16 protein-coding genes and 1 other RNA gene are annotated in these 20,258 nt (G+C 62.0%); 11 read left to right on the top strand and 6 right to left on the bottom strand.

The window, feature by feature from the left end; all coding sequences use genetic code 11:
• Positions 1-94: 94 nt before the first annotated feature.
• The 6 genes from pstC to phoR are packed head-to-tail and all read left to right on the top strand — an operon-like array spanning position 95 to position 5,608.
• A complete protein-coding gene (gene pstC, locus ACPWMG_RS15510) occupies positions 95-1,060 on the top strand; it encodes a phosphate ABC transporter permease PstC (RefSeq protein WP_483305267.1) in 966 nt (321 codons plus the stop codon).
• Positions 1,057-1,941 (top strand): phosphate ABC transporter permease PstA, encoded by an 885-nt coding sequence (gene pstA, locus ACPWMG_RS15505; protein ID WP_483300376.1) that lies wholly within the window; start codon positions 1,057-1,059, stop codon positions 1,939-1,941. The genes pstC and pstA overlap by 4 nt, the downstream gene beginning before the upstream one ends.
• Positions 1,942-1,964: 23 nt before the next feature.
• Positions 1,965-2,744, top strand: coding sequence for a phosphate ABC transporter ATP-binding protein PstB (pstB, locus tag ACPWMG_RS15500; protein ID WP_483300375.1), 780 nt, complete (start codon positions 1,965-1,967; stop codon positions 2,742-2,744).
• Between the two features lie 13 nt (positions 2,745-2,757).
• Positions 2,758-3,456: a phosphate signaling complex protein PhoU gene (gene phoU, locus ACPWMG_RS15495; protein ID WP_483300374.1), complete on the top strand. Its 699-nt coding sequence runs from the start codon at positions 2,758-2,760 to the stop codon at positions 3,454-3,456.
• Positions 3,453-4,205, top strand: coding sequence for a phosphate regulon transcriptional regulator PhoB (gene phoB / locus ACPWMG_RS15490; protein ID WP_483300373.1), 753 nt, complete (start codon positions 3,453-3,455; stop codon positions 4,203-4,205). The genes phoU and phoB overlap by 4 nt, the downstream gene beginning before the upstream one ends.
• Positions 4,206-4,261: 56 nt before the next feature.
• Positions 4,262-5,608 carry a phosphate regulon sensor histidine kinase PhoR gene (gene phoR / locus ACPWMG_RS15485; RefSeq protein WP_483300372.1) on the top strand — a complete coding sequence of 449 codons (1,347 nt, stop codon included), beginning with the start codon at positions 4,262-4,264 and terminating at the stop codon, positions 5,606-5,608.
• Here the strand turns inward: phoR and ACPWMG_RS15480 are convergent.
• The 5 genes from ACPWMG_RS15480 to trxA all read right to left on the bottom strand — a co-directional run bounded on the left by ACPWMG_RS15480 (position 5,605) and on the right by trxA (position 11,102).
• Positions 5,605-6,957, bottom strand: coding sequence for an MATE family efflux transporter (locus ACPWMG_RS15480; protein ID WP_483300371.1), 1,353 nt, complete (start codon positions 6,955-6,957; stop codon positions 5,605-5,607). The two genes, phoR and ACPWMG_RS15480, sit on opposite strands and share 4 nt — an antisense overlap.
• A 29-nt stretch (positions 6,958-6,986) precedes the next feature.
• Positions 6,987-8,738: a hypothetical protein gene (locus ACPWMG_RS15475; RefSeq protein ID WP_483300369.1), complete on the bottom strand. Its 1,752-nt coding sequence runs from the start codon at positions 8,736-8,738 to the stop codon at positions 6,987-6,989.
• 177 nt (positions 8,739-8,915) lie between these two features.
• A complete protein-coding gene (locus tag ACPWMG_RS15470; protein ID WP_422829669.1) occupies positions 8,916-9,188 on the bottom strand; it encodes a type B 50S ribosomal protein L31 in 273 nt (90 codons plus the stop codon).
• A gap of 134 nt (positions 9,189-9,322) precedes the next feature.
• Positions 9,323-10,585 (bottom strand): transcription termination factor Rho, encoded by a 1,263-nt coding sequence (gene rho / locus ACPWMG_RS15465; RefSeq protein WP_422829670.1) that lies wholly within the window; start codon positions 10,583-10,585, stop codon positions 9,323-9,325.
• Positions 10,586-10,769: 184 nt separating this feature from the next.
• Entirely contained in the window at positions 10,770-11,102 is a 333-nt protein-coding gene (trxA, locus tag ACPWMG_RS15460; RefSeq protein ID WP_483300368.1) for a thioredoxin TrxA, read from the bottom strand.
• A gap of 468 nt (positions 11,103-11,570) precedes the next feature.
• Between trxA and ACPWMG_RS15455 the strand changes: the two genes are divergently transcribed.
• Entirely contained in the window at positions 11,571-12,800 is a 1,230-nt protein-coding gene (locus tag ACPWMG_RS15455; RefSeq protein WP_483305266.1) for a TIGR03862 family flavoprotein, read from the top strand.
• A 141-nt stretch (positions 12,801-12,941) separates the two neighbouring features.
• Entirely contained in the window at positions 12,942-16,793 is a 3,852-nt protein-coding gene (locus tag ACPWMG_RS15450) for a hypothetical protein (RefSeq protein WP_483300367.1), read from the top strand.
• A gap of 160 nt (positions 16,794-16,953) precedes the next feature.
• On the opposite strand, the gene ffs is transcribed toward ACPWMG_RS15450, so the two are convergent.
• Positions 16,954-17,050: signal recognition particle sRNA small type (gene ffs, locus ACPWMG_RS15445), an RNA gene on the bottom strand.
• Between the two features lie 109 nt (positions 17,051-17,159).
• Between ffs and dnaX the strand changes: the two genes are divergently transcribed.
• Genes dnaX through recR form a run of 3 tightly spaced genes read left to right on the top strand, consistent with a single transcriptional unit; the run spans position 17,160 to position 20,129 of the window.
• On the top strand, positions 17,160-19,139 hold the full coding sequence (gene dnaX, locus ACPWMG_RS15440) for a DNA polymerase III subunit gamma/tau (RefSeq protein WP_483300366.1): 1,980 nt from the start codon (positions 17,160-17,162) through the stop codon (positions 19,137-19,139).
• A gap of 41 nt (positions 19,140-19,180) precedes the next feature.
• Positions 19,181-19,513 carry a YbaB/EbfC family nucleoid-associated protein gene (locus ACPWMG_RS15435; protein ID WP_422829675.1) on the top strand — a complete coding sequence of 111 codons (333 nt, stop codon included), beginning with the start codon at positions 19,181-19,183 and terminating at the stop codon, positions 19,511-19,513.
• A gap of 25 nt (positions 19,514-19,538) precedes the next feature.
• On the top strand, positions 19,539-20,129 hold the full coding sequence (recR, locus tag ACPWMG_RS15430; RefSeq protein ID WP_483300365.1) for a recombination mediator RecR: 591 nt from the start codon (positions 19,539-19,541) through the stop codon (positions 20,127-20,129).
• The last annotated feature ends 129 nt before the right edge of the window (positions 20,130-20,258 follow it).

The following is a 20,258-nucleotide window of genomic DNA, read 5'->3' as shown; positions in this document are numbered from 1 at the left end:
CCTAGGGACTTCACAAGTGTCTTCTACACTACCGCTCAACGAAACCGCCCTGGGGTTGCCTGGCTCATCGGCCGGGCGGGGTGGTGAGCGCTCCATGACCATTCCTCCTGCACCACGCGCCCGCACTCTGGGCCCGTTGGCCGATCGGCTGTTCGGCATGGCCGCGAAAGGGGCAGCGCTGCTGACCCTGGCGCTGCTGGTCGGCATCCTGTTTTCTCTGGTGGTGGGCGCCTGGCCCGCCATCTCCAAATATGGCCTGAGTTTCGTCACCAGCACGGTCTGGGACCCGGTCGCCGAAGAGTACGGCGGCCTGGTGATGATCTACGGCACGCTGGCCACTTCCATCATCGCGCTGCTGATTGCCGTGCCGGTGAGCTTCGGCATTGCGCTGTTCCTGACTGAACTTTCCCCCGCCTGGCTGAAGCGCCCATTGGGCACGGCCATTGAACTGCTGGCAGCGGTGCCGTCCATCGTGTACGGCATGTGGGGTTTGCTGGTGTTCGGCCCGATCTTGTCGACCTACGTGCAGCAGCCGCTGCAAAGCCTGCTGGGCGGCGTTCCGTTTCTGGGGGCGTTGGTTTCCGGCCCGCCAGTGGGTATCGGCATTTTGTCGGCCGGCATCATCCTGGCGATCATGATTATTCCGTTCATCGCCTCTGTGATGCGCGACGTGTTTGAAGTGACGCCACCGCTGCTCAAAGAATCGGCCTACGGCCTCGGTTCGACAACCTGGGAAGTGGTGTACCGCGTGGTGTTGCCTTACACCAAGACCGGTGTGGTTGGCGGCATCATGCTTGGCCTGGGCCGCGCACTGGGCGAAACCATGGCGGTGACGTTCGTCATCGGCAACATGAACCAACTCGACTCGCTGAGCCTGTTCCAGGCTGCCAACAGCATCACCTCAGCCCTGGCCAACGAGTTTGCCGAAGCCGGCGCTGGTTTGCACCAAGCCGCTTTGATGTACCTGGGTCTGGTGCTGTTCTTCATCACCTTTGTGGTGTTGTCGCTGTCGAAGATCCTGCTGGTGCGCTTGAAGAAGAACGAAGGAGCCAAGTCATGAGCACTGGCGAAAACCTGCTGCGTGCAGCCGACTTGGCCAGCATGCGCCAAGCCAAATACAACCAGCGCAAGCGCGTCAACCAGATTGCCTTGATGCTGTCTCTGGCGGCCATGGCCTTCGGGGTGTTCTGGCTGGTGTGGATCCTGGTGGAAACCGTGCGCTTGGGCGTCGGTGGCCTGGCCTTGTCCACGCTGACCGAAATGACGCCACCACCCAACGAAGACGGTGGCTTGGCCAACGCGATCTACGGTTCGGTGCTGATGGTGGCCATGGCCACGTTCATCGGCACGCCGATCGGCATCATGGCCGGTATCTACCTGGCTGAATACGACACCAAGGGTTGGCTGGCCCACGTGACACGTTTTGTGAACGACATCTTGTTGTCGGCCCCGAGCATTGTCATCGGCCTGTTTGTCTACGCCGTGGTGGTGTCGCAGTTCCGCTCATTCTCGGGCTTGGCTGGTGCTCTGGCTCTGGCTTTGATCGTGATTCCGGTGGTGATCCGCACCACCGAGAACATGCTGCAACTGGTACCCGCTGGCTTGCGTGAAGCGGCCTACGCGCTGGGCACACCGAAGTGGAAAGTCATTACCGCCATCACGCTCAAAGCTGCGCGTGCCGGTGTGGTGACCGGCATCTTGCTGGCCGTGGCCCGCATCACGGGTGAAACCGCTCCGCTGCTGTTCACCGCGCTGAACAACCAGTTCTGGACGTCGAGCATGACCGACCCGATGGCGAGCCTGCCTGTCACCATCTTCAAGTTCGCCATGAGCCCCTATGAAAACTGGCAGAAGCTGGCCTGGGCTGGCGTGTTCCTGATCACCGTGGCGGTGTTGGGCCTGAACATTCTGGCTCGCGTGCTGACCCGCGAAAAACATTGATTGACCAAAACATAAAAGCGAATATGCAAGCGACTATCCAATCGAATGAATCCGCGAAGATTTCGGTCAAAGACCTGAACTTCTACTACGGCAAGTTCCACGCCCTCAAGGGCATCAATCTGGAAATCCCAGAGAAGAAGGTCACCGCCTTCATCGGCCCGTCCGGCTGCGGCAAGTCCACGTTGCTGCGCACCTTCAACCGCATGTTCGAGTTGTACCCCGAGCAGCGCGCAGAAGGCGCCATCATGCTCGACGGCGAGAACCTGCTGACGTCCAAGAGCGACGTGGCGTTGATCCGTGCCAAGGTTGGCATGGTGTTCCAAAAGCCCACGCCGTTCCCAATGTCGATTTTTGACAATATCGCCTTTGGCGTGAAGCTGTTCGAAAATCTGAGCGCCACCGACATGGAAGAGCGTGTGGAGTGGGCCCTGCGCAAAGCCGCGCTGTGGAACGAAGTGAAAGACAAGCTCAAGCAAAGCGGCTCCGGCCTGTCCGGCGGTCAACAGCAACGCCTGTGCATTGCACGCGGCATTGCCATCAAGCCTGAAGTGCTGTTGCTGGACGAGCCTTGCTCGGCGCTCGACCCGATTTCCACCTCGAAGATCGAGGAGTTGATCACCGAACTGAAGAGCGAATACACGGTGGTCATCGTGACCCACAACATGCAGCAGGCCGCCCGCTGCAGCGACTACACCGCTTACATGTACCTTGGCGACTTGATGGAGTTTGGGCCTACCGAAGACATGTTCTTCAAGCCCAAGCGCAAGGAGACCGAAGACTACATTACCGGCCGTTTCGGCTAAGGAGCAGAACAAGATGGACAAGCATCTCTCGACGCAGTTCGACAGCGAACTCAATGGTGTGTCAGCCCGCGTGATGGAGCTTGGTGGCTTGGTCGAATCGCAGATTCGCAACGCCATCTACGCCCTGTCGCAGTTCAGCGACGAAGTGGCCGCCCAGGTGACCGAGGTGGAACACCGCGTCAACACCATGGAAGTGGACATTGACCGCGAACTCTCCAGCATCATCGCCCGCCGCCAGCCTACCGCTCGCGACCTGCGTTTGCTGATCGCCATTTCCAAGACCACGGCCAACCTGGAGCGTGCAGGCGACGAAGCCAACAAGATTGCGCGCATGGCGCAGTCGATCATCAAGAGCGGCGCTTCGCGTTCGCTGCCTACGCGTGACCTGAACGTGGCTGCAGATTTGGCCTCGGGCCTGCTGCGCAAGGCGCTCGACGCATTTGCCCGGCTCGACACCGTGGCAGCGGTCAGCATCTTGAAAGAAGACGACCTGATCGACCAGGAGTTCGACGGTTTTGTGCGCAAACTCATCACCTACATGATGGAGGATCCGCGCACCATCTCCGCCAGCCTGGACTTGCTGTTTGTGGCCAAGGCCATCGAACGCATCGGCGACCACGCCAAGAACGTGGCCGAATGCATCATCTACATCGTCAAGGGCGAAGACGTGCGCCACACGACGATGGCCCAAGTGGAGTCTGCGGTTCAATGAGAAACATACCCCGGGTTCTCATCGTTGAGGACGAGCCGGCAATTGCCGAGCTGATCTCTGTCAACCTGCGCCACAGCGGCTTTCAGCCAACGTGGGCCATGGACAGCGTCACCGCGCGATGCGAACTCGACGCCGTCTTGCCCGACGTCATCCTGCTGGACTGGATGCTGCCTGGCGAAAGTGGCTTGTCTTTGGCGCGCAAGTGGCGCGCCGACCCACGCACCAAGGCTGTGCCCATCATCATGCTCACCGCCCGTGGCGATGAGACGGATCGTGTGGCCGGCCTGGATGCAGGCGCAGACGACTACATCACCAAGCCTTTCTCCACCAAGGAAATGCTGGCCCGCATCCGCGCCGTGTTGCGTCGACGCGCGCCTGAGCAGGCCGGTGGCGAGGTGACGATTGGCGACCTGGTGCTGGACGCCGGCACCTACCGCGTCACTTTCCAGGGCACCCTGGTGAAGATGGGCCCGACCGAATTCAAGCTGCTGCATTACCTGATGCAACACGCCGAGCGTGTGCACAGCCGTGCGCAACTGCTGGACCGCGTGTGGGGCGACCATGTGTTCATTGAGGAACGCACGGTGGACGTGCACGTCAAACGCCTGCGCGAAGCGCTGGGCGCGGGCGGCACCATGATTGAAACGGTGCGTGGCGCGGGTTACCGCATCACGGCGCAACCGGTGGCCAAGGTGCCCGCAGTGGCGGCAGCAGCGGTGGCAGATAAGTCTTCGGCAGCGGCGGCCTAAGCCTTTTCGTTTTTGCCTTTTTTGCGGTTCTTTGAATTGTGGTGAACACCCAAGCGATGCTGACCCGCTCACTCTATTTTCTGCTGTGCCAACTGGCTGGCGGCGCCGTCGGTTGGCAGTTGGACCGCGAGCGCGGTGCGTTGATTGGCCTAGCCCTGTCCAGTCTGGTTTGGCTGGCGATTGATCTGTTTCGCGCCAGCCGCGTGCTGCGCTGGCTGCGCGAGGGCGATGTGCGGCTGGCACCGCAAATGCACGGCGTGTGGGGCGAAGCCACCGACCGCGCGCGGCGCTTGCTGCGCCAGTCTGAACAGCGCACGGCCGACAACGCCCGGCAACTCAAAGAGTTTCTTGAAGCCATCCAGGCCTCGCCTAACGGCGTGGTGCTGCTTGACCCGACAGGGCACATCGAGTGGTGCAACCAGGTGGCGGCCGAGCATTTTGGGCTCGATCTGGAGCGCGATGTGCACCAGCAAATCGGTAACCTGGTGCGCGATCCCGCGTTTGCGGCGGGTTACGCCAAAGCGTTGCCGGGCGCGCGTATCCTGATGCTGGGCCGTGCAAGCACGCCTTCGCGCCCCGTGCGCCTGGCGGTGCAGATGCATCCGTATGGGGACGGCCATCGGCTGCTGCTGTCGCATGATGTGACGGCGCTAGAGCAGGCCGAGGCCATGCGTCGCGACTTTGTGGCCAACGTGTCGCACGAGATCCGTACGCCGTTGACGGTGTTGTCGGGCTTTGTCGAAACCCTGCAGAACTTTCCGCTGGAAGAGGCGGAGCGCCGCCGCTACCTCGACCACATGGCGCAGCAGGCCGATCGCATGCAGTCGCTGGTGCAAGACTTGCTGACGCTGTCGCGCATTGAAGGCAGCCCGATGCCGGGCTCAAGCGACTGGATCGGTTTGCACAAGCTATACGCCGAGTGCACGCACGAGGCGCAGGCGCTGTCCGCGCTGCTCACGGCGGGCAAGGGCAAGTCGCACACACTTAACTTCGGACCGGTGCCCGAGGGCGAGATCAGTGGTGTATCGAGCGAGTTGCAAAGTGCCTTGTCCAACCTGGTGGGCAACGCCGTGCGCTACACCCCAGCCCCTGGGCGAATCGACGTGGAGTGGCAAACCCTGCCGGATGGGCGCCTGGCGTTTGTCGTGCATGACACGGGCCCTGGCATCGCAGCTGAGCACATCCCGCGTTTGACCGAGCGTTTTTACCGCGTGGACACCAGCCGCTCGCGTGAAACCGGCGGCACGGGCTTGGGTTTGGCGATTGTGAAACACGTGCTGCAGCGCCACGGGGCTGAGCTGCGTATCGAAAGCACAGTGGGGCAGGGGTCGTGTTTTTCGATCATCTTTCCGGCGAACCGCTTGCGGCTGGCGACGAGCAAGGCGAAAGCCGTAGCAGCCTAGGCTGCTGCCAATTCGTCGCGGCGGATCGCGCGCCGCAGGGTGATGGCAAAAATAATAGCTGTCACCGCAAGTGCAACCGCGCTGGCAGCCCAAAATGCTTGTGGACTCTGCATGGCGGGCCAGGGGCCGACACCTAGGTAGGCCAATGCAAAACCACCCGCCAAACCCACGCCCCACAGCATCACGCTGTAAACCAACAACGGCCACACCGTGATGTGGAAGCTGCGCAGCACAAACACGGCCACGGCTTGTATGGCGTCGGCCAAGTGGTACAGCGCCACCCAGCCGAGTAGGCTGCTGGCGGCCAGCACCACGGCGGGGCTGCGGCTATAGGCTTCGGCCAGGGGTACACGGGCCAGCCACATCGCGCTGGCCAGCACCACCGCGCAACTGCCGGAGAGCCAAAAGCCACTCAGCAACGCCACTTTGGCGAGCTTCGGTTTCTCGGCCCCGCGCCAATAGCTGACGCGCGCACTGGTGGCAATGCCCAGAGATAGCGGCACCATGTACAGCACAGCAGCCACGTTGGCGGCAATTTGGTGCCCGGCCGAGGCCACGCTGCCCAGGCGTGCAATGAACAAGGCCATCAAGGTGAACGAGGTCACCTCCACCATGATCGACAGGCCACCTGGCAAGCCCAGGCGCAGCAACTGGCTGAGCAGGGGCCAATTGGGGCGCTCCAGCTTTTGCCACAGGGTGTAGGGGCGGTAGAGTGGCTGTGTGCAGAGGTTGAAGATGGCCAAGGCCAACATGGCGTAATTCACCAGCACGGTGGCCCAGGCACAGCCCACGGCGCCTTGCGCTTCCAGCCCCCAGCCGCCAAAGGTGAACCATACCGACAGCGGAATCTTCAGTGCCAGGGAACCAAGCTGCACCCAGGTCACCAAGCGCGGCCGTCCCAAGCCCTGGTTCAGCGTGCTGTAGATGCGGAAGAGCAGTGCCGGTGGCAGGCCCAGGGCCAACACCGCCAGGTAACGGCTTGCTTCCAGTTGCAGATCGGGCGGCACCTCGGCCCAGCGCAGCAAAGGCCCTGGATTTAGCAGCAACCAAATGCCCAGTAACCCACCCACCAGGCAGATGTACAGGGTTTGCCGCAGTGCGCGGCCAAGTTCCAGCGGGCGGTTGGCACCGTGCAGTTGTGCCCAGATGGGCAGCATCGACTGCAGCATGCCGGTCAGCCCCACATACACGCTGACAAAAGTGGCCGAACCTACGGAGAGTGCGGCCAAGGCGTGTTCGGAGTAGCGCCCGGCGACCACCGTGTCGGTGACACCAAAGGCCATCACCGCCAATTGGCCTACCAGTACGGTGGCTGCGTGACGGGCAATTGTTGCGGGTTCGCTGGCCATTTCGGACGCGTGCTGGGCGCCGGAACCGGTCAAGGCCGTGCGCGACGGTACAACTGCATGTCGTCGTTGGTTTCCATGCGGCGCTTCAGGTTGACGCGCAGCTTCCACTGCGACATGTCCACGTGCTGCGGCAGCAGGCTCAGGTCGGCGGGATCTACCAGCATCCATTCGCACTGTGCCTGACGTTGTGCAGGCCGGGTACGGAGTGAGCCGTGGAACTGGAAGGCAGCGATCTGCCCGCGATCCAGTCCAAACTGCTCCACACAGCTTTGGGGCGCTTCGGCCTGGATGACGGGCACGATGTGGCGCACCATGGGTGCGTAGCTGCGGGCGAAGTCGAGCACCGGCATCCACAAGGTGGTGAGCAACAACCAGCACAGCGCAGTTCCGCCAGCGGGTAACACCAGGCTTTTCCAAATGGCCGAGCGGTGGCGGCCCACGCGCCATTTCACCAGCCAGGCCCAGCTCAGCGTGGCGACCAGCGCGACCAAAAAGGTAAACAGCGAAAACGTAGGCGTAAAACCAGGCGCCAGCTTGGCGACGTTGGCAGCAGGTTGTTTCGGAAAGCCGGTCTGCATGGCAATCCAGATGACCCAAATGCCGATGCCCGCCACGGTGAAAAACAACAATGTGAACCAGTCGATCGCAGCCGCCACCGTGCGGCTCAACGTCGGCAAGGCGAAGGCTGCAAGCGTGGCCAGGGCTGGCAGCGCCAGGAGCAATGAGCGGTCGGCGGAATGGGTGGTGATGGTGGTGCCCAGACCGACGGCCACAAACAACAGCGGCAGCATCAAATGGCGTCCCAGGTTGCCGCTGACGAGCTGCTTGCGCCAGCGCCAAAGTGTCCATAGCGCCAGGGGCCACACCGGCCAAACGAACCACAACACCAAGCGGCACAGGCTGCCCCAGTCGCGCCAAGTGGCGTGGGGTAAATCAATGCGCCAGATCCATTGGTTCCAGTACCAGGCCAAGCTGGACGCGATGGCGGTCACGGCCAATACATAGGCTGTCCAGCCCAGGCTGCGGTAGTCGGACGGGGTTTCCAGCGGTGCCCATCCCGTGGCTTGGCTGGCCAAGGTGCGGCGTTCGTGACGGTCCAGTACGGTGATGACCGAGCCCCCCAGGCCCAGCCAAGCCGCCATGGCAGGCGCACCGGAGAGGGCCAAGCCAATCAACCCAAATGCGACACCAATGGCCGGCACCACCAAGCGGTACGGCATGGCCGCCAAGGCAAAGAATGTGAGCGCTGCAAAGCCAAGCTGCGCAAGAGCCGGGGTGGTTTCGTGTGAAAGCTGCGCCAAGCCCAGGCAGGCGACGAGGGCCAACAAGCCGCCATCGGCCATGGCGCGTGCGTAGTCAGCCGGCTGGGCCTCACCACCAAAGGCAAAGGCCACGGGTTGCGCGCTGGGGCTTCGGGCCAGGTAGTACACGGCGTACCAAGTGGCGATCAGCGTCAACGTCAGCAGCAACCCAAAGGGGATGCGGGCGGCGAAATCGGGGGCCACAAATGCTGGTGCCCATTGCATGGCCCAGGCGCCCAGCCAGTAAGGAACAAGGGCTTCAATATCAGGGGCCAAGCCCTGTAGCGATGGCTGAAACCAGTTGGCATGCCCCTGCGCCAATTCCAACATGTAGCCAAACGACATCATGTCGACGTTTTTCCAAGGCTCGCGCCCGAAGAAGCCAGGCAACACGTAGGCAATACAGAACAGCAACAGCGCGAGCCGTGGCAGACGACGCACGGCGCTTTGCGCCACGATGGCGGGGGTGGGTTGGGTCACAGAAGTCGGAATGTAATGCGTTTGCGTGCAGACGTCAGAAAAAGTCGCCGAATTTTGCCTGAGCGCGAGGTGTCTCAGAAAAGACCGTTTGAGGCGCGCTGGTGTTGGAAATCAGCCGGGCAACAAAAAAGGCAGCCCGGTAAAACCCGACTGCCTTTTTCGAGGAGAAGCGAACGCTTATTCTGCAGCTTTGGCGGTAGCGCCAGTCTTGCCGAAACGGTTGCGGAAGCGCTCCACGCGGCCACCCATGTTGTCCACGGACTTTTGCGTGCCCGTGTAGAAGGGGTGCGATTCGCTAGACGTATCGAGCTTGTACAGCGGCAGTTCGCGGCCGTCGTCCAACTTGATCGTTTCTTTGGTGTTCACGCACGAACGGGTCACGAACTTGAAGTTGTTGGACAAGTCCAGGAAGCAAACTTCGCGGTAGTTAGGGTGAATGCCGTCTTTCATGTTTTTTCCTTGTTCAGTTGCGCTAGCCGGTCGTGCCCTGCGTAATCGATTTACGCATGGAAAAGCACAGCCACTTTTCGCGATTAGCCTGCGATTATGGCATAAATCGCAGGGCGTATGCAATCCCGGTTGGCTTAGCCGCCTCGGCGCATCATGTCGAAGAATTCGACGTTGGTCTTGGTCGCCTTCATGTTCTTCAACATGAGCTCCATCGACTCGATTTCGTCCATGTTGTACATGAACTGGCGCAGGATGCGGCTCTTTTGCAGAATCTCGGGGGCCAGCAGCAACTCTTCGCGGCGCGTGCCACTGCGGTTGAGCTGAATCGAGGGGAACACGCGCTTTTCATATAGGCGGCGGTCCAGGTGGATTTCGCAGTTGCCCGTGCCCTTGAATTCTTCAAAAATCACTTCGTCCATGCGGCTGCCGGTGTCGACCAAAGCCGTGGCGATGATGGTCAGCGAGCCGCCTTCTTCGACGTTACGCGCAGCACCCAGGAAACGCTTGGGGCGTTGCAGGGCGTTGGAGTCCACGCCGCCGGTCAACACTTTGCCGGAAGAGGGCACAACGTTGTTGTAGGCACGGGCCAGACGCGTGATGGAGTCCAGCAAGATCACCACGTCTTTTTTCAGTTCAACCAAGCGCTTGGCGCGCTCGATCACCATCTCGGCGACGTGGACGTGGCGTGCGGCTGGCTCATCAAAAGTGGAGGCGATCACCTCGCCCTTGACCGAACGCTGCATTTCCGTCACTTCTTCGGGGCGCTCGTCCACCAGCAAGACCATCATGTGGCTGTTGGGGTAGTTGGCCGCGATGGCGTGGGCGATGTGCTGCATCATCACCGTCTTGCCGCTCTTGGGCGGAGCGACGAGCAGGGCACGTTGGCCCTTGCCGATAGGTGCGACGATGTCGATGATGCGGCCAGTGATGTTTTCATCACCCTTGATGTCGCGCTCGAGCTTCATTTGCTCTTTGGGGAACAGCGGCGTCAAGTTTTCGAACAGCACCTTGTGCTTGTTTTCTTCGGGGCCGCCACCGTTGACCTTGTCGAGCTTGTTCAGCGCAAAGTAACGCTCGCCATCCTTGGGCGTGCGCACTTCGCCTTCGATCATGTCGCCGGTGTGCAGGTTGAAGCGACGAACTTGGCTCGGGCTGATGTAGATGTCGTCGGTACTGGCGGTGTAGCTGGTGTCGGGGCTACGCAGAAAGCCAAAACCGTCGGGCAAGATCTCCAGCACACCATCGGCAATGATTTGCTCGCCGGTACGGGCGCGCTTTTTGATGATGGCAAACATCAGCTCCTGCTTGCGCATGCGGCCAGTGTTCTCAATTTCAAGCTCTTCGGCTTGTTTGAGGACTTCAGACACGTGCAGTGCCTTGAGTTCGTTTAAGTGCATGGAATGACTCCGGAAGGGAGTTCAGAGAAGAAATTCGGGGGGGTTTTGAGGAGGCTAGAAGGGCCTCACAAACCAAGTGCTCGAGCCAATGTGCCAGAGGCACTAATCAGCGAGTTGAGAGATTATGACAGGAAAATTCTAGGAGCCAAAACCGTCTGCATGACGGTTTTGGCGACGATGCAAATCAGGCGAGTTGCTGGTCGATGAACGCGGTCAATTGGGCCTTGTTCATGGCGCCAACCTTGGTGGCGGCCAGTTCGCCGCCCTTGAACAACATCAGCGTGGGGATGCCACGGATGCCGAACTTGGCAGGGATGTCGCGGTTTTCGTCGACATTCATCTTGGCAATGGTCAACTTGCCTTCGTAGCCGGTGGCCACTTCATCCAAGATCGGGGCGATCATTTTGCAGGGGCCGCACCATTCAGCCCAGTAATCCACGAGCACGGGCGTGTTGGATTTCAATACGTCGGATTCGAAAGTCGCGTCGGAAATGTGTTTGATGAGTTCGCTTGCCATGGGAATTCCTTAAGGGGCAGAGTGCTGGTACGACTAAGGTTGCGGCATTGTGACAGAAACCAAGGGCCGTCTTGGTGGCCCATTTTGCTATCGGCACCATAGCGTAAATGTAATGCTTGGTGACGTTCTTTGCAGGAGTGTCGTAAATCCGCATGGAGCAACCACGCAGCCAATGCAGGCACTGTTGAAGACGCACTCATCTTTATAGATGGTGCGCTAAAGCGTGAAAACAGTCTTTCAAGGGCTTGAGGCCGTTTTGGTCGTTTGCGCTCTGTAACTGTGCGAAGGCTGCTATTTAAAACGTAGCGATTTTGCATATGCCCTGTTTTTTGCGCTGACCTTGTGAGGCTGGGCCTGACAATCCACGGTTTGAATAAGCAGGGTTTTGACGTGAATAGTGATGAGAACCGGGCCGTGTGGCCCGATAACCAGTCGGCCGTGGTCATTGGGGCGGGCCCTGCCGGGTTGATGGCGGCTGAAGTGTTGGCGCAGGCCGGCAAAACCGTACATGTGTTCGATGCCATGCCGTCGGTAGGTCGCAAGTTTCTGCTGGCAGGCAAGGGCGGGTTGAACCTCACGCATTCGGAACCGATGGTGCCATTCGCTTCACGCTTTGGCGCACGTCAAGCGCAGGTTCAGCCTTGGCTGGATGAAATGGGGGCAACGCAATTGCGTGATTGGGCGCAGGGCTTGGGCGTGGAGACTTTCGTCGGCACTTCTGGCCGTGTGTTTCCGGTCAGCATGAAGTCGGCGCCTTTGCTGCGTGCCTGGCTGCAACGTCTGCGTGCGGCGGGCGTGGTCTTTCATATGCGGCACCGTTGGACTGGCTGGGACGACGCGGGCCTGTGGACTTTCGCTGTACCCGATGGTGCCAACCCCAGCATCCATGCCGGCGCCGTGGTGCTGGCCTTTGGCGGCGGAAGTTGGGCGCGTTTGGGTTCCGATGGCGCCTGGGTGCCGCTGCTGCAAAGCCGTGGCGTGGCCGTGGTTCCGTTAAGGCCCGCCAATTGCGGCTTTGATGTGGGCGGGCCCAATGGCGTCCCAGGCCGGCCGTCCTTGGGTTGGAGTGAACATTTCTCCTCACGTTTTGCCGGGCAACCCTTCAAGACCGTGGCCATTACCTGTACGGGCGCAGACGGCAGCATGTTCAGCCGCCAAGGCGAGTTCGTCGCCACCGCCGCTGGCATCGAAGGCAGCTTGGTGTACGCCGCATCTGCTTTGCTGCGGGATGCCATTGCGGCAAACGGCCAAGCTTCGCTGCACCTGGATTTGCTGCCGGGCAAGACCGAGGCGCAGGTTCTGGCCGAGGTGACCCATCCGCGTGGCTCGCGCTCCTTGTCCAGCCATTTGAAGAGCCGTTTGGGGCTGGATGGCATCAAGCTCGCCTTGCTTAACGAGCGCTTGAGCAAAGAGCAAATGCACGACCCGCTGGTGTTGGCGCGCAGCATCAAGGCTTTGCCGTTGAATTTGGTGGCCGCACGGCCTATCGACGAAGCCATCAGCAGTGCTGGCGGCGTGCCGTTCGAGGCCATGGACGCGCAGTTGATGCTGCAGGCCCTGCCAGGTGTGTTCTGTGCGGGTGAAATGATCGATTGGGAAGCCCCCACGGGCGGCTATTTGCTGACGGCCAGCATGGCCAGTGGGCGTGTGGCCGGGCGCGGTGCGCTGCAGTTTTTGAATCAATCTGCACCGTCTTAGGGCGCTGAATCGCTGGCTGGCTGTGCCGGCCTTGCTATTGTTTGGTGAAGCCACCAAAATCAGGCTGCGCCTTGGTGAAGAGCTCTGTGGTGTGAATCGATGCGGCCCGCGCCGCAACCCAGGCGCAACCAAGGATGCAGCATGCCGCCTGTGGAGCCCCCAGCGTCTTCTTCACCAGCGCCGCTCTCGTCGGCGCAGCCGCCAACAGCGTCACTCGCTGACCAGTTGGCCGCGCTGGCCCAGGCTGAGAATGAGGCTTTGCAAGCGCGCCGTGCGGCGTTGGGCGGCAAGACCGCCGAAGCCGCGGTCCGAGCCCAGTCATTGCCGCGCGTGGGGCTGGCCCTTTCAGGTGGCGGTGTGCGTAGCGCTACGTTTGCCTTGGGTTTGATGCGTGGGCTGGCCCAGAGCGGCACGTTGGCGGCGACTGCCGACGCGACGCCAGCCGCTGCTGAGCCAGTCGTTGATCTGCTGACGGGCCTGCCGATCGCATCACCTACGGCAACTGACCCCGGCCCTCTGGAGCGTCTCGACTATCTGTCCACCGTGTCCGGCGGCGGCTACATCGGCGCCATGTATGGCCGACTGATGCAGCGCGTGGGCATGGCGCGCGCGCAAGAGTTGATGGCCTCCAGCGGCTCGGTGGTGCTCGAATGGCTGCGCCGCAACGGCCGCTATCTCACGCCCGCAGGCTCGCGCGACACCGGCATTGCCGTCGTCACCTATCTGCGCGCCTGGCTCGCCATCCATGTCGAGTTCATGTTTGCCTGCATGTTGCTGGGCTTGCTGGTGGTGGCGCCGCACCTTTGGCAGCACAGTTATCAATTGCTCGACCCCTTGGGCTGGTCGCGCTGGTACAGCCCGTGGTGGACGCTGGCCGCCTGGGTATGGGTGCTCATGGCGCCCGGGCTCATCGTCGGTTATTGGACGGCGCGCGACGCGCCCGAGCGCACCGATGCCTTGCAGCGTGTGCTGCGTCCGCTGAAGAGCGGCTTTCTGTTGCTGGTGGTGGCGTCGGTAGCCTGGGTCTTGTGGGGTACCCTGGGGGAGGGCGACGGCCTGGATCCTGTGCGTCACGGCATGAACTGGTCGCTAGTGGCTTGCTGCGGATTGACCTCGGTGGTGGCCGGGCAGTTGGGTGTGCTGGTGTGGATGGGCGTCTCGCTCGAGTCCCATGCGCTGAATGTGGCGCGTGTACGCAATTGGCTCACGCGCGCGTTGCGCTGGGTGATGCTGGTGGCGCTATCACTCGTCGGGCTGGGTGCGCTGGATCTGCTGAGCTGGTGGATCCTGGAAGAGTTTCTCACCGACAACAACGTCTGGCTGTGGCGTGGCGTGGGGGTCGGCAGTATCGGTTTGGTGGTGTTGCGTGCATTGATGCAGCCGCTGCAGCAAATTGCGGCCGACACCACGCGCAAAGCGGTGGAATGGCTGCCACGCCTACTCAATATCGGCAGCATCATCGGGCTGTTGACCTTGGTGACCGCCTGGACGGTGCTGCTGCAATGGTTCGTCTTCGCTCCAGACCCTTTGAGCGGCCTGCGTGAGGTGCCGGCCTGGATGCGTGCCGCCATGCTGGCGGTGTTGTGGATCGGCTGGATGCTGACCACCGGCGGCAATGCGCAGATGGCCAATACCTCGTCGCTGCACAGCTTTTACCGCGCGCGCCTGACTCGGGCCTACTTGGCGGTGGGGAACCCGCAACGCAGCATCGACCCAGACCACCCGCGCAAGACCGACGTGACCGCTGTAGTGGAGGGTGACGACACGCGCCTGGCCAGCTACAAACCCGAGGCTGCAGGTGGCCCCATCCACCTCATCAACACCTGCCTGAACCAAACCCGCGACGACCAGAGCGGCCTGTACAACGCCGACCGTAAAGGCACGGCGGTGACCGCCACCTGGCGCGGCTTCGAGATCGGCCCGCGCGAGTTCATGGCGCTGAGCGACGACTACGACGCCGGCACCTTGGGGCGCTGGGTGGCGGTGTCGGGGGCGGCGGCGTCGCCGGGGGCGGGCTCGTACACCGCGCGCGGCCTGGCCTTGCTGGTGTATTTTTTGGGCGTGCGCTTGGGCTACTGGATGCGCGCGCCGCGCGAGCGGGCGGCCTTGCGCTGGCTCAGCCACATCGCCTGGTGCTGCTGGCCCAAGCCGCTGATGCTCAGCAGCGAGGCTTCGGCCACCTTTTTCGGGCTGGATCGGCCGTGGTGGTATTTGTCGGATGGCGGGCACTTCGAGAACACCGGCGTGTACCCGCTACTCAAACGCGAGCTGGATTTCATCATCCTGTCAGATGCCAGTTGCGACGCACGCTACGAATTTGGCGACCTGGAAAACCTGGTGCGCAAGGCACGCATTGATTTCGGTGCCGAGATCGACTTCTACAACCGCGACGAGGCCGCGCGCCTGCTGGCGGCCGATTCGCAAGACTTGACCGTGTTGTCGCCCGAAGACATGGGCGACAACCACTCCTGCCGTGGCGTGATGCTCGCGCGCATCCGTTACCGAGAGCGCCCGGGACCCGCCGGGACAGATGGCAAGCCTGGGCCCCTGTACCGCCCTGAAGGCACCTTGCTCGTCGTCAAGCCGAACCTGCACGACGCGTTGGACGTTGACTTGCTGGCCTACGCCCAGAAGCACCAAAGCTTTCCGCACGAATCGACCGGCGACCAGTCATTTGATGAAGCCCAGTGGGAAAGTTACCACCGCCTGGGCGAAGACTTCGGCCGCGTGCTGAACAACGACTGGCTCAGCCGCCTGCCTGGCTGGCTGGCTCCGGCGCAACATGACATGCACGTGGTGGCGCGGCTGAGTGGCCTGAAAACCATAGAAGCCCCGCGCGCCGAACCCTTCTGGCGCCGCGGTACTCGCGCCACAGCCATCGGCACGACCTTGGGGTTGGGCGCGTCCGGCACCTTGCTGCTGTCGTTGTGGCAGGTGCAAGACCAGGTGCAGCGCAGCCAGACCGACGAACAAAACGAGGCGCGCAAACTGTTCACAGACTTTTCGCTGCGCCTGCAGGACCTGGACGGCGCTTGCCCGAAGATTCCAGAACATGCGGTGACCACAGCGGCCACCTTGTTCACCTTGCGGGGAGGGAGCTCGCTGTCCGCCCTGGAGCGCGAAGGCCTGGACCGCATGGCCGATCGTGTGGCCGACGAGTGCCGCAAACCGCCGCGCGACGATCCCACCTGCAGCGCCGGGAACCAACGCATGCAGCGTGATCTGTGCACGCTGGTCGGCAAGAAAAACATCAAGAGTTCCACCTCGTTCAGCTACTGGAACCCTTCAGCGACAAGGCTGGAGCAGGCCCGCTCCAGCGCCAAGGTATGGCAGAACGTGGCGGCATATGTGCCGGTACCGCTGGCCTGGACCTTGGCCCCCGGTGTTGTGGTGGCGGGGCTGCCAAGCGGCGCTGTCGGCGGTGTGGCTGGTTCAACTGCGGGCGGTGGCGCACCCGTGGCGACTTCTGATCCCGCGAAGATGGGCCAGGCGGGGGCGGGGCAGGGTGCAAGCGGTAGTGGCGCCTTACCGGCTCCAGCTACTGGACGCAGCATTGCCGAACTCTGCACGCGCCCCGGTGGCGGCTACACCACGGTGTACCTGCAGATCTACGACGAAGCCTCGCGCCCAGCCGCCATGGCGCTACGCGAGGCCTACCTCAAACAAGCCGGCACCGTGCTGCAGGTGGCGCCGATTGAAAACGTGGTGCGCAGCGCCGAAATACGCCAGCAGCGCCGCGCCGTGCCGTGGCCCAAAGCCACGTTTGTGGTGCACGACCCCACCAGCACGGCTTGCGCCAGTGCCCTGGCCAAATTGGTGGGCCCACCTTGGGCGCAGCAAAGCGGGGGGGAGGTCGATCCGCCGTGGATCCGTGGCCTGCCCAGCCGCTTACAAGCCAACCCCGGCGTGATCGAGCTTTGGCTACCACCAGTTTCGTCGGGCTATGCGCAGAACGCGGCGTTCATGGGGCCGTCGCCAAGCCAAGACCGCTGAGCACGGCCGTTTAGCGGACAGCGGGCTGGATCGCTTTTTTGAAAGCGACTTGGAAAGGGTTCTGACTGTTTAGGCCGCAGGCGCCGACTGGCCTGCGGTGTCTCCATCTGCAGGCTTGGGCCTGTGATCGGGCCAAATGCTGGATGGAGTTTTAGAAGAAGTTGACGAGCCTTGACCCCGGCACTGGCTCCACAGTTAGGGCTGCTTGGTTCCCCACCTGACCCGGTTGGCCGCTTCCCCATGCGGGAAGGCCCGTCGGGGTCGATTGTAGTGGATGAAAAGCCAGTTCGCCGCCTTGCAGGGGAATTAACACTAGTTTGCTTGTGGGGGTCCGGGAGCGGGTGAGGGCCACCGTAGAATCTGCGGATGTCTTATCTCGTGCTCGCCCGCAAGTACCGCCCCCGCAATTTCTCCGAAATGGTTGGACAGGAGCACGTCGTCCAGGCGCTGGGCAATGCGTTGACCACACAGCGTCTGCACCATGCCTACATGTTCACCGGCACGCGCGGTGTGGGCAAGACCACTGTGTCGCGTATCTTGGCCAAGTCACTCAACTGCCAGGGCGTGGACGGCACCGGCGGCATCACGGCTGAGCCTTGCGGCGTTTGCCAGGCTTGCATGGATATCGATAGCGGCCGGTTTGTCGATTACACCGAGCTGGATGCCGCTTCCAACCGGGGTGTGGACGAAGTCCAGTCGCTGCTCGAGCAGGCGGTGTACAAGCCGGTGCAAGGGCGCTTCAAGGTCTTCATGATCGACGAAGTGCACATGCTGACCAACACCGCGTTCAACGCCATGTTGAAAACGCTGGAAGAGCCGCCCGAGTATTTAAAGTTTGTGCTGGCCACGACCGACCCGCAAAAGGTGCCGGTCACCGTGCTGTCGCGTTGCCTGCAGTTCAACCTGCGCCCGATGGCGCCTGAGACCGTGCTGTCGCATCTGCGCGGCGTGCTGGCCAAAGAAAGTGTCGAGGCCGATGCATCTTCGCTGGCACTGTTGTCGCGCGCCGCGCGTGGCTCCATGCGTGACGCCTTGTCGCTGACCGACCAAGCCATTGCCTTCGGCAGTGGCAAGCTGCAAGAAGCCCAGGTGCGCCAAATGCTCGGCAGCGTCGACAACACCTATGTGTTTCGCCTGATCGATGCACTCGCACAAGGCAACGGTCAGGCGGTCGTGGAAACCGTCAACACGCTGCGCCAAAACGGCTTGAATGCCGCGTCCACCCTCGAAGAAATGAGCATGGTGCTGCAGCGCATGGCGGTGCACCAAGCCGTGGGCGCGCAGGCCGTACCCGCGCCCGCAGACGACCCTGATGCAGGTGAAATCGCCGCGCTGGCCGAAGCCATGCCGGCCGACGAAACGCAACTGCTGTATTCGATCTGCCTGCACGGCCGCGCCGAGTTGGGCCTGGCGCCCGATGAATATGCGGCTTTGACCATGGCGTTGTTGCGCTTATTGGCTTTTAAACCCAACGCGCTGGGCCAGGCCTCCGGGGAAAAAAAAACTCTGAACCGGCCTGAAAGGGCGGTTTCTCAGGCGCCAGCAGCACCCGCAGTGGTTCGCCCGGAACCGGTGCCAGTACAGGCGCCGGTGAATGCGGCACCTGTATCGCCACCCATCGCGGCTGCCCCTATTCAAGCTGAAGCGCCTGTGGCGGCATCGGTTGCGCCGCCCTTGGCGCAGCCACCTGCGGCAGTTGTGGCGGCCCCCGCCCCCGTACCCGCCGTCGCTCCGCCAGTAGCAGCCGCCCCCAGTCGTTCGGAGGTACCACCTTGGGAAGATATTCCCGACGAAGACCCAGCTTTGGCTGCGCCTGTGCCGGCTCCGCACACGTCGCAAATGTTGGCCATGCCGGTACGCGAGCAGTCCGAGCCCAGCGAGCGTCTGCGTCCGCGTGCCGATGCTGCACCAAGCGCACGCCCACAGGCACGAGGCTTTGTCGCCACGCCTGAGGGCGATTTCTGGCATGCCACGGTGCAGCAACTGATTGCGGCGGAGGCCATCACCGCCATGACGCGCGAACTGGCGCTGCAGTCGCAACTGCTGTCGCGCGATGGCAGCCAATGGCAATTGCGTGTGGAGCGCGAGTCGCTGATGCAGCCGAGCTGCCGCGAGCGTTTGCGTACCGCTTTGCAGGCCATGCCGCCGTCTGACGGCTCGCCCGCAGCAGACGTACTAAACTTTGAAGTCGGTCTGTTGACCGATACCCCTGCGCGCCGTAACGCCGCCGCCAACGAAGAGCGGTTGCGGGTGGCCGAAGAGATCTTGCGCGAAGACCCGTTCGTGCAGACGATGATGCGTGATTTTGCGGCGAAAATCGTCCCAGGCAGCATCAAGCCGCTCTGATTCAGACACCCCCCTATTCAAACCCCATCCAAGGAATCAATATGTTCAACAAAGGACAACTCGCCGGCCTGATGAAACAAGCCCAGGCCATGCAAGACAACTTGAAGAAGGCCCAGGACGAATTGGCCTTCATCGAAGTCACGGGTGAATCGGGCGCCGGCCTGGTGAAGGTGCTGATGACTTGCAAGCACGACGTCAAGCGCATTACTATCGACCCCAGCCTTCTGGGCGAAGACAAAGACATGCTCGAAGACCTGGTGGCAGCCGCCTTCAACGCTGCGGTGCGCAAGGCCGAAGAAACCAGCCAAGAAAAAATGGGCAAGTTGACTGCTGGCATGCCTGGCCTGCCCGGCGGCATGAAGTTCCCGTTCTAAGCGTTATTTCGAGTTCTCTTCCCGAATGGCCGACCACCGTGCGCTCAGCGCTTTGATCCAGAACCTGCGCCGCCTCCCCGGCGTTGGCATCAAGTCTGCGCAGCGCATGGCCTTTCATCTGTTGCAGCACGACCGCGAGGGCGCGCAGTTGCTGGCGCGTTCGCTGGAGGAAGCGGTGTTGCACGTGCAGCACTGCGAGCAGTGCCATACGTTTACCGAGCAGGCCATCTGCGAAACCTGCAGCGACGCCTCACGCGACCCGAGCAAACTGTGTGTGATCGAGACCCCGGCCGACCAATCGGCGGTAGAGCGCACCGCCGCTTACCGTGGGCTTTATTTTGTGCTGATGGGCAAGCTCAGCCCGCTGGACGGCATTGGCCCCAAAGACATCGGCCTGCAAAAGCTGTTTGAACGTGCCAGCAACGGCGTGGTGCAAGAGGTCATTTTGGCCACCAACTTCACTGCCGAAGGTGAGGCCACGGCCCACGTCATCAGCGAAGGCATGAAAAGCCGTGGCGTGCGCGTCACGCGTCTGGCGCGTGGTGTGCCGGTGGGCAGCGAGCTGGAATATGTCGACCTGGGCACCATCGCCCACGCGTTTGTCGACCGGCGTTAACACTAAAACATGACACGCCCATCGTTTGGGCGGGGTCAATAGGCGCAGCCCCTGCTGGGGATGACCCGGATACGAAGCCGGGGAGGGTGCACTTAAGCTGGGTTTCACTTGATTTCAGAGCGAACCCAC

It is taken from the genome of Hydrophilobacter chitinilyticus, from assembly GCF_049860745.1.
GTDB lineage: Bacteria > Pseudomonadota > Gammaproteobacteria > Burkholderiales > Burkholderiaceae_C > Rhodoferax_B.
Note: the sequence above shows the minus strand (reverse complement) of the source record. Positions and strands in the feature narration are given on the sequence as shown.

Coding starts and splice junctions, on each gene's coding strand:
- pstC (WP_483305267.1), top strand. CDS start 95: ATGACCATTCCTCCTGCACCACGCGCCCGCACTCTGGGCCCGTTGGCC.
- pstA (WP_483300376.1), top strand. CDS start 1,057: ATGAGCACTGGCGAAAACCTGCTGCGTGCAGCCGACTTGGCCAGCATG.
- pstB (WP_483300375.1), top strand. CDS start 1,965: ATGCAAGCGACTATCCAATCGAATGAATCCGCGAAGATTTCGGTCAAA.
- phoU (WP_483300374.1), top strand. CDS start 2,758: ATGGACAAGCATCTCTCGACGCAGTTCGACAGCGAACTCAATGGTGTG.
- phoB (WP_483300373.1), top strand. CDS start 3,453: ATGAGAAACATACCCCGGGTTCTCATCGTTGAGGACGAGCCGGCAATT.
- phoR (WP_483300372.1), top strand. CDS start 4,262: ATGCTGACCCGCTCACTCTATTTTCTGCTGTGCCAACTGGCTGGCGGC.
- ACPWMG_RS15480 (WP_483300371.1), bottom strand. CDS start 6,957: ATGGCCAGCGAACCCGCAACAATTGCCCGTCACGCAGCCACCGTACTG.
- ACPWMG_RS15470 (WP_422829669.1), bottom strand. CDS start 9,188: ATGAAAGACGGCATTCACCCTAACTACCGCGAAGTTTGCTTCCTGGAC.
- rho (WP_422829670.1), bottom strand. CDS start 10,585: ATGCACTTAAACGAACTCAAGGCACTGCACGTGTCTGAAGTCCTCAAA.
- trxA (WP_483300368.1), bottom strand. CDS start 11,102: ATGGCAAGCGAACTCATCAAACACATTTCCGACGCGACTTTCGAATCC.
- ACPWMG_RS15455 (WP_483305266.1), top strand. CDS start 11,571: ATGGCGGCTGAAGTGTTGGCGCAGGCCGGCAAAACCGTACATGTGTTC.
- ACPWMG_RS15450 (WP_483300367.1), top strand. CDS start 12,942: ATGCCGCCTGTGGAGCCCCCAGCGTCTTCTTCACCAGCGCCGCTCTCG.
- dnaX (WP_483300366.1), top strand. CDS start 17,160: ATGTCTTATCTCGTGCTCGCCCGCAAGTACCGCCCCCGCAATTTCTCC.
- ACPWMG_RS15435 (WP_422829675.1), top strand. CDS start 19,181: ATGTTCAACAAAGGACAACTCGCCGGCCTGATGAAACAAGCCCAGGCC.
- recR (WP_483300365.1), top strand. CDS start 19,539: ATGGCCGACCACCGTGCGCTCAGCGCTTTGATCCAGAACCTGCGCCGC.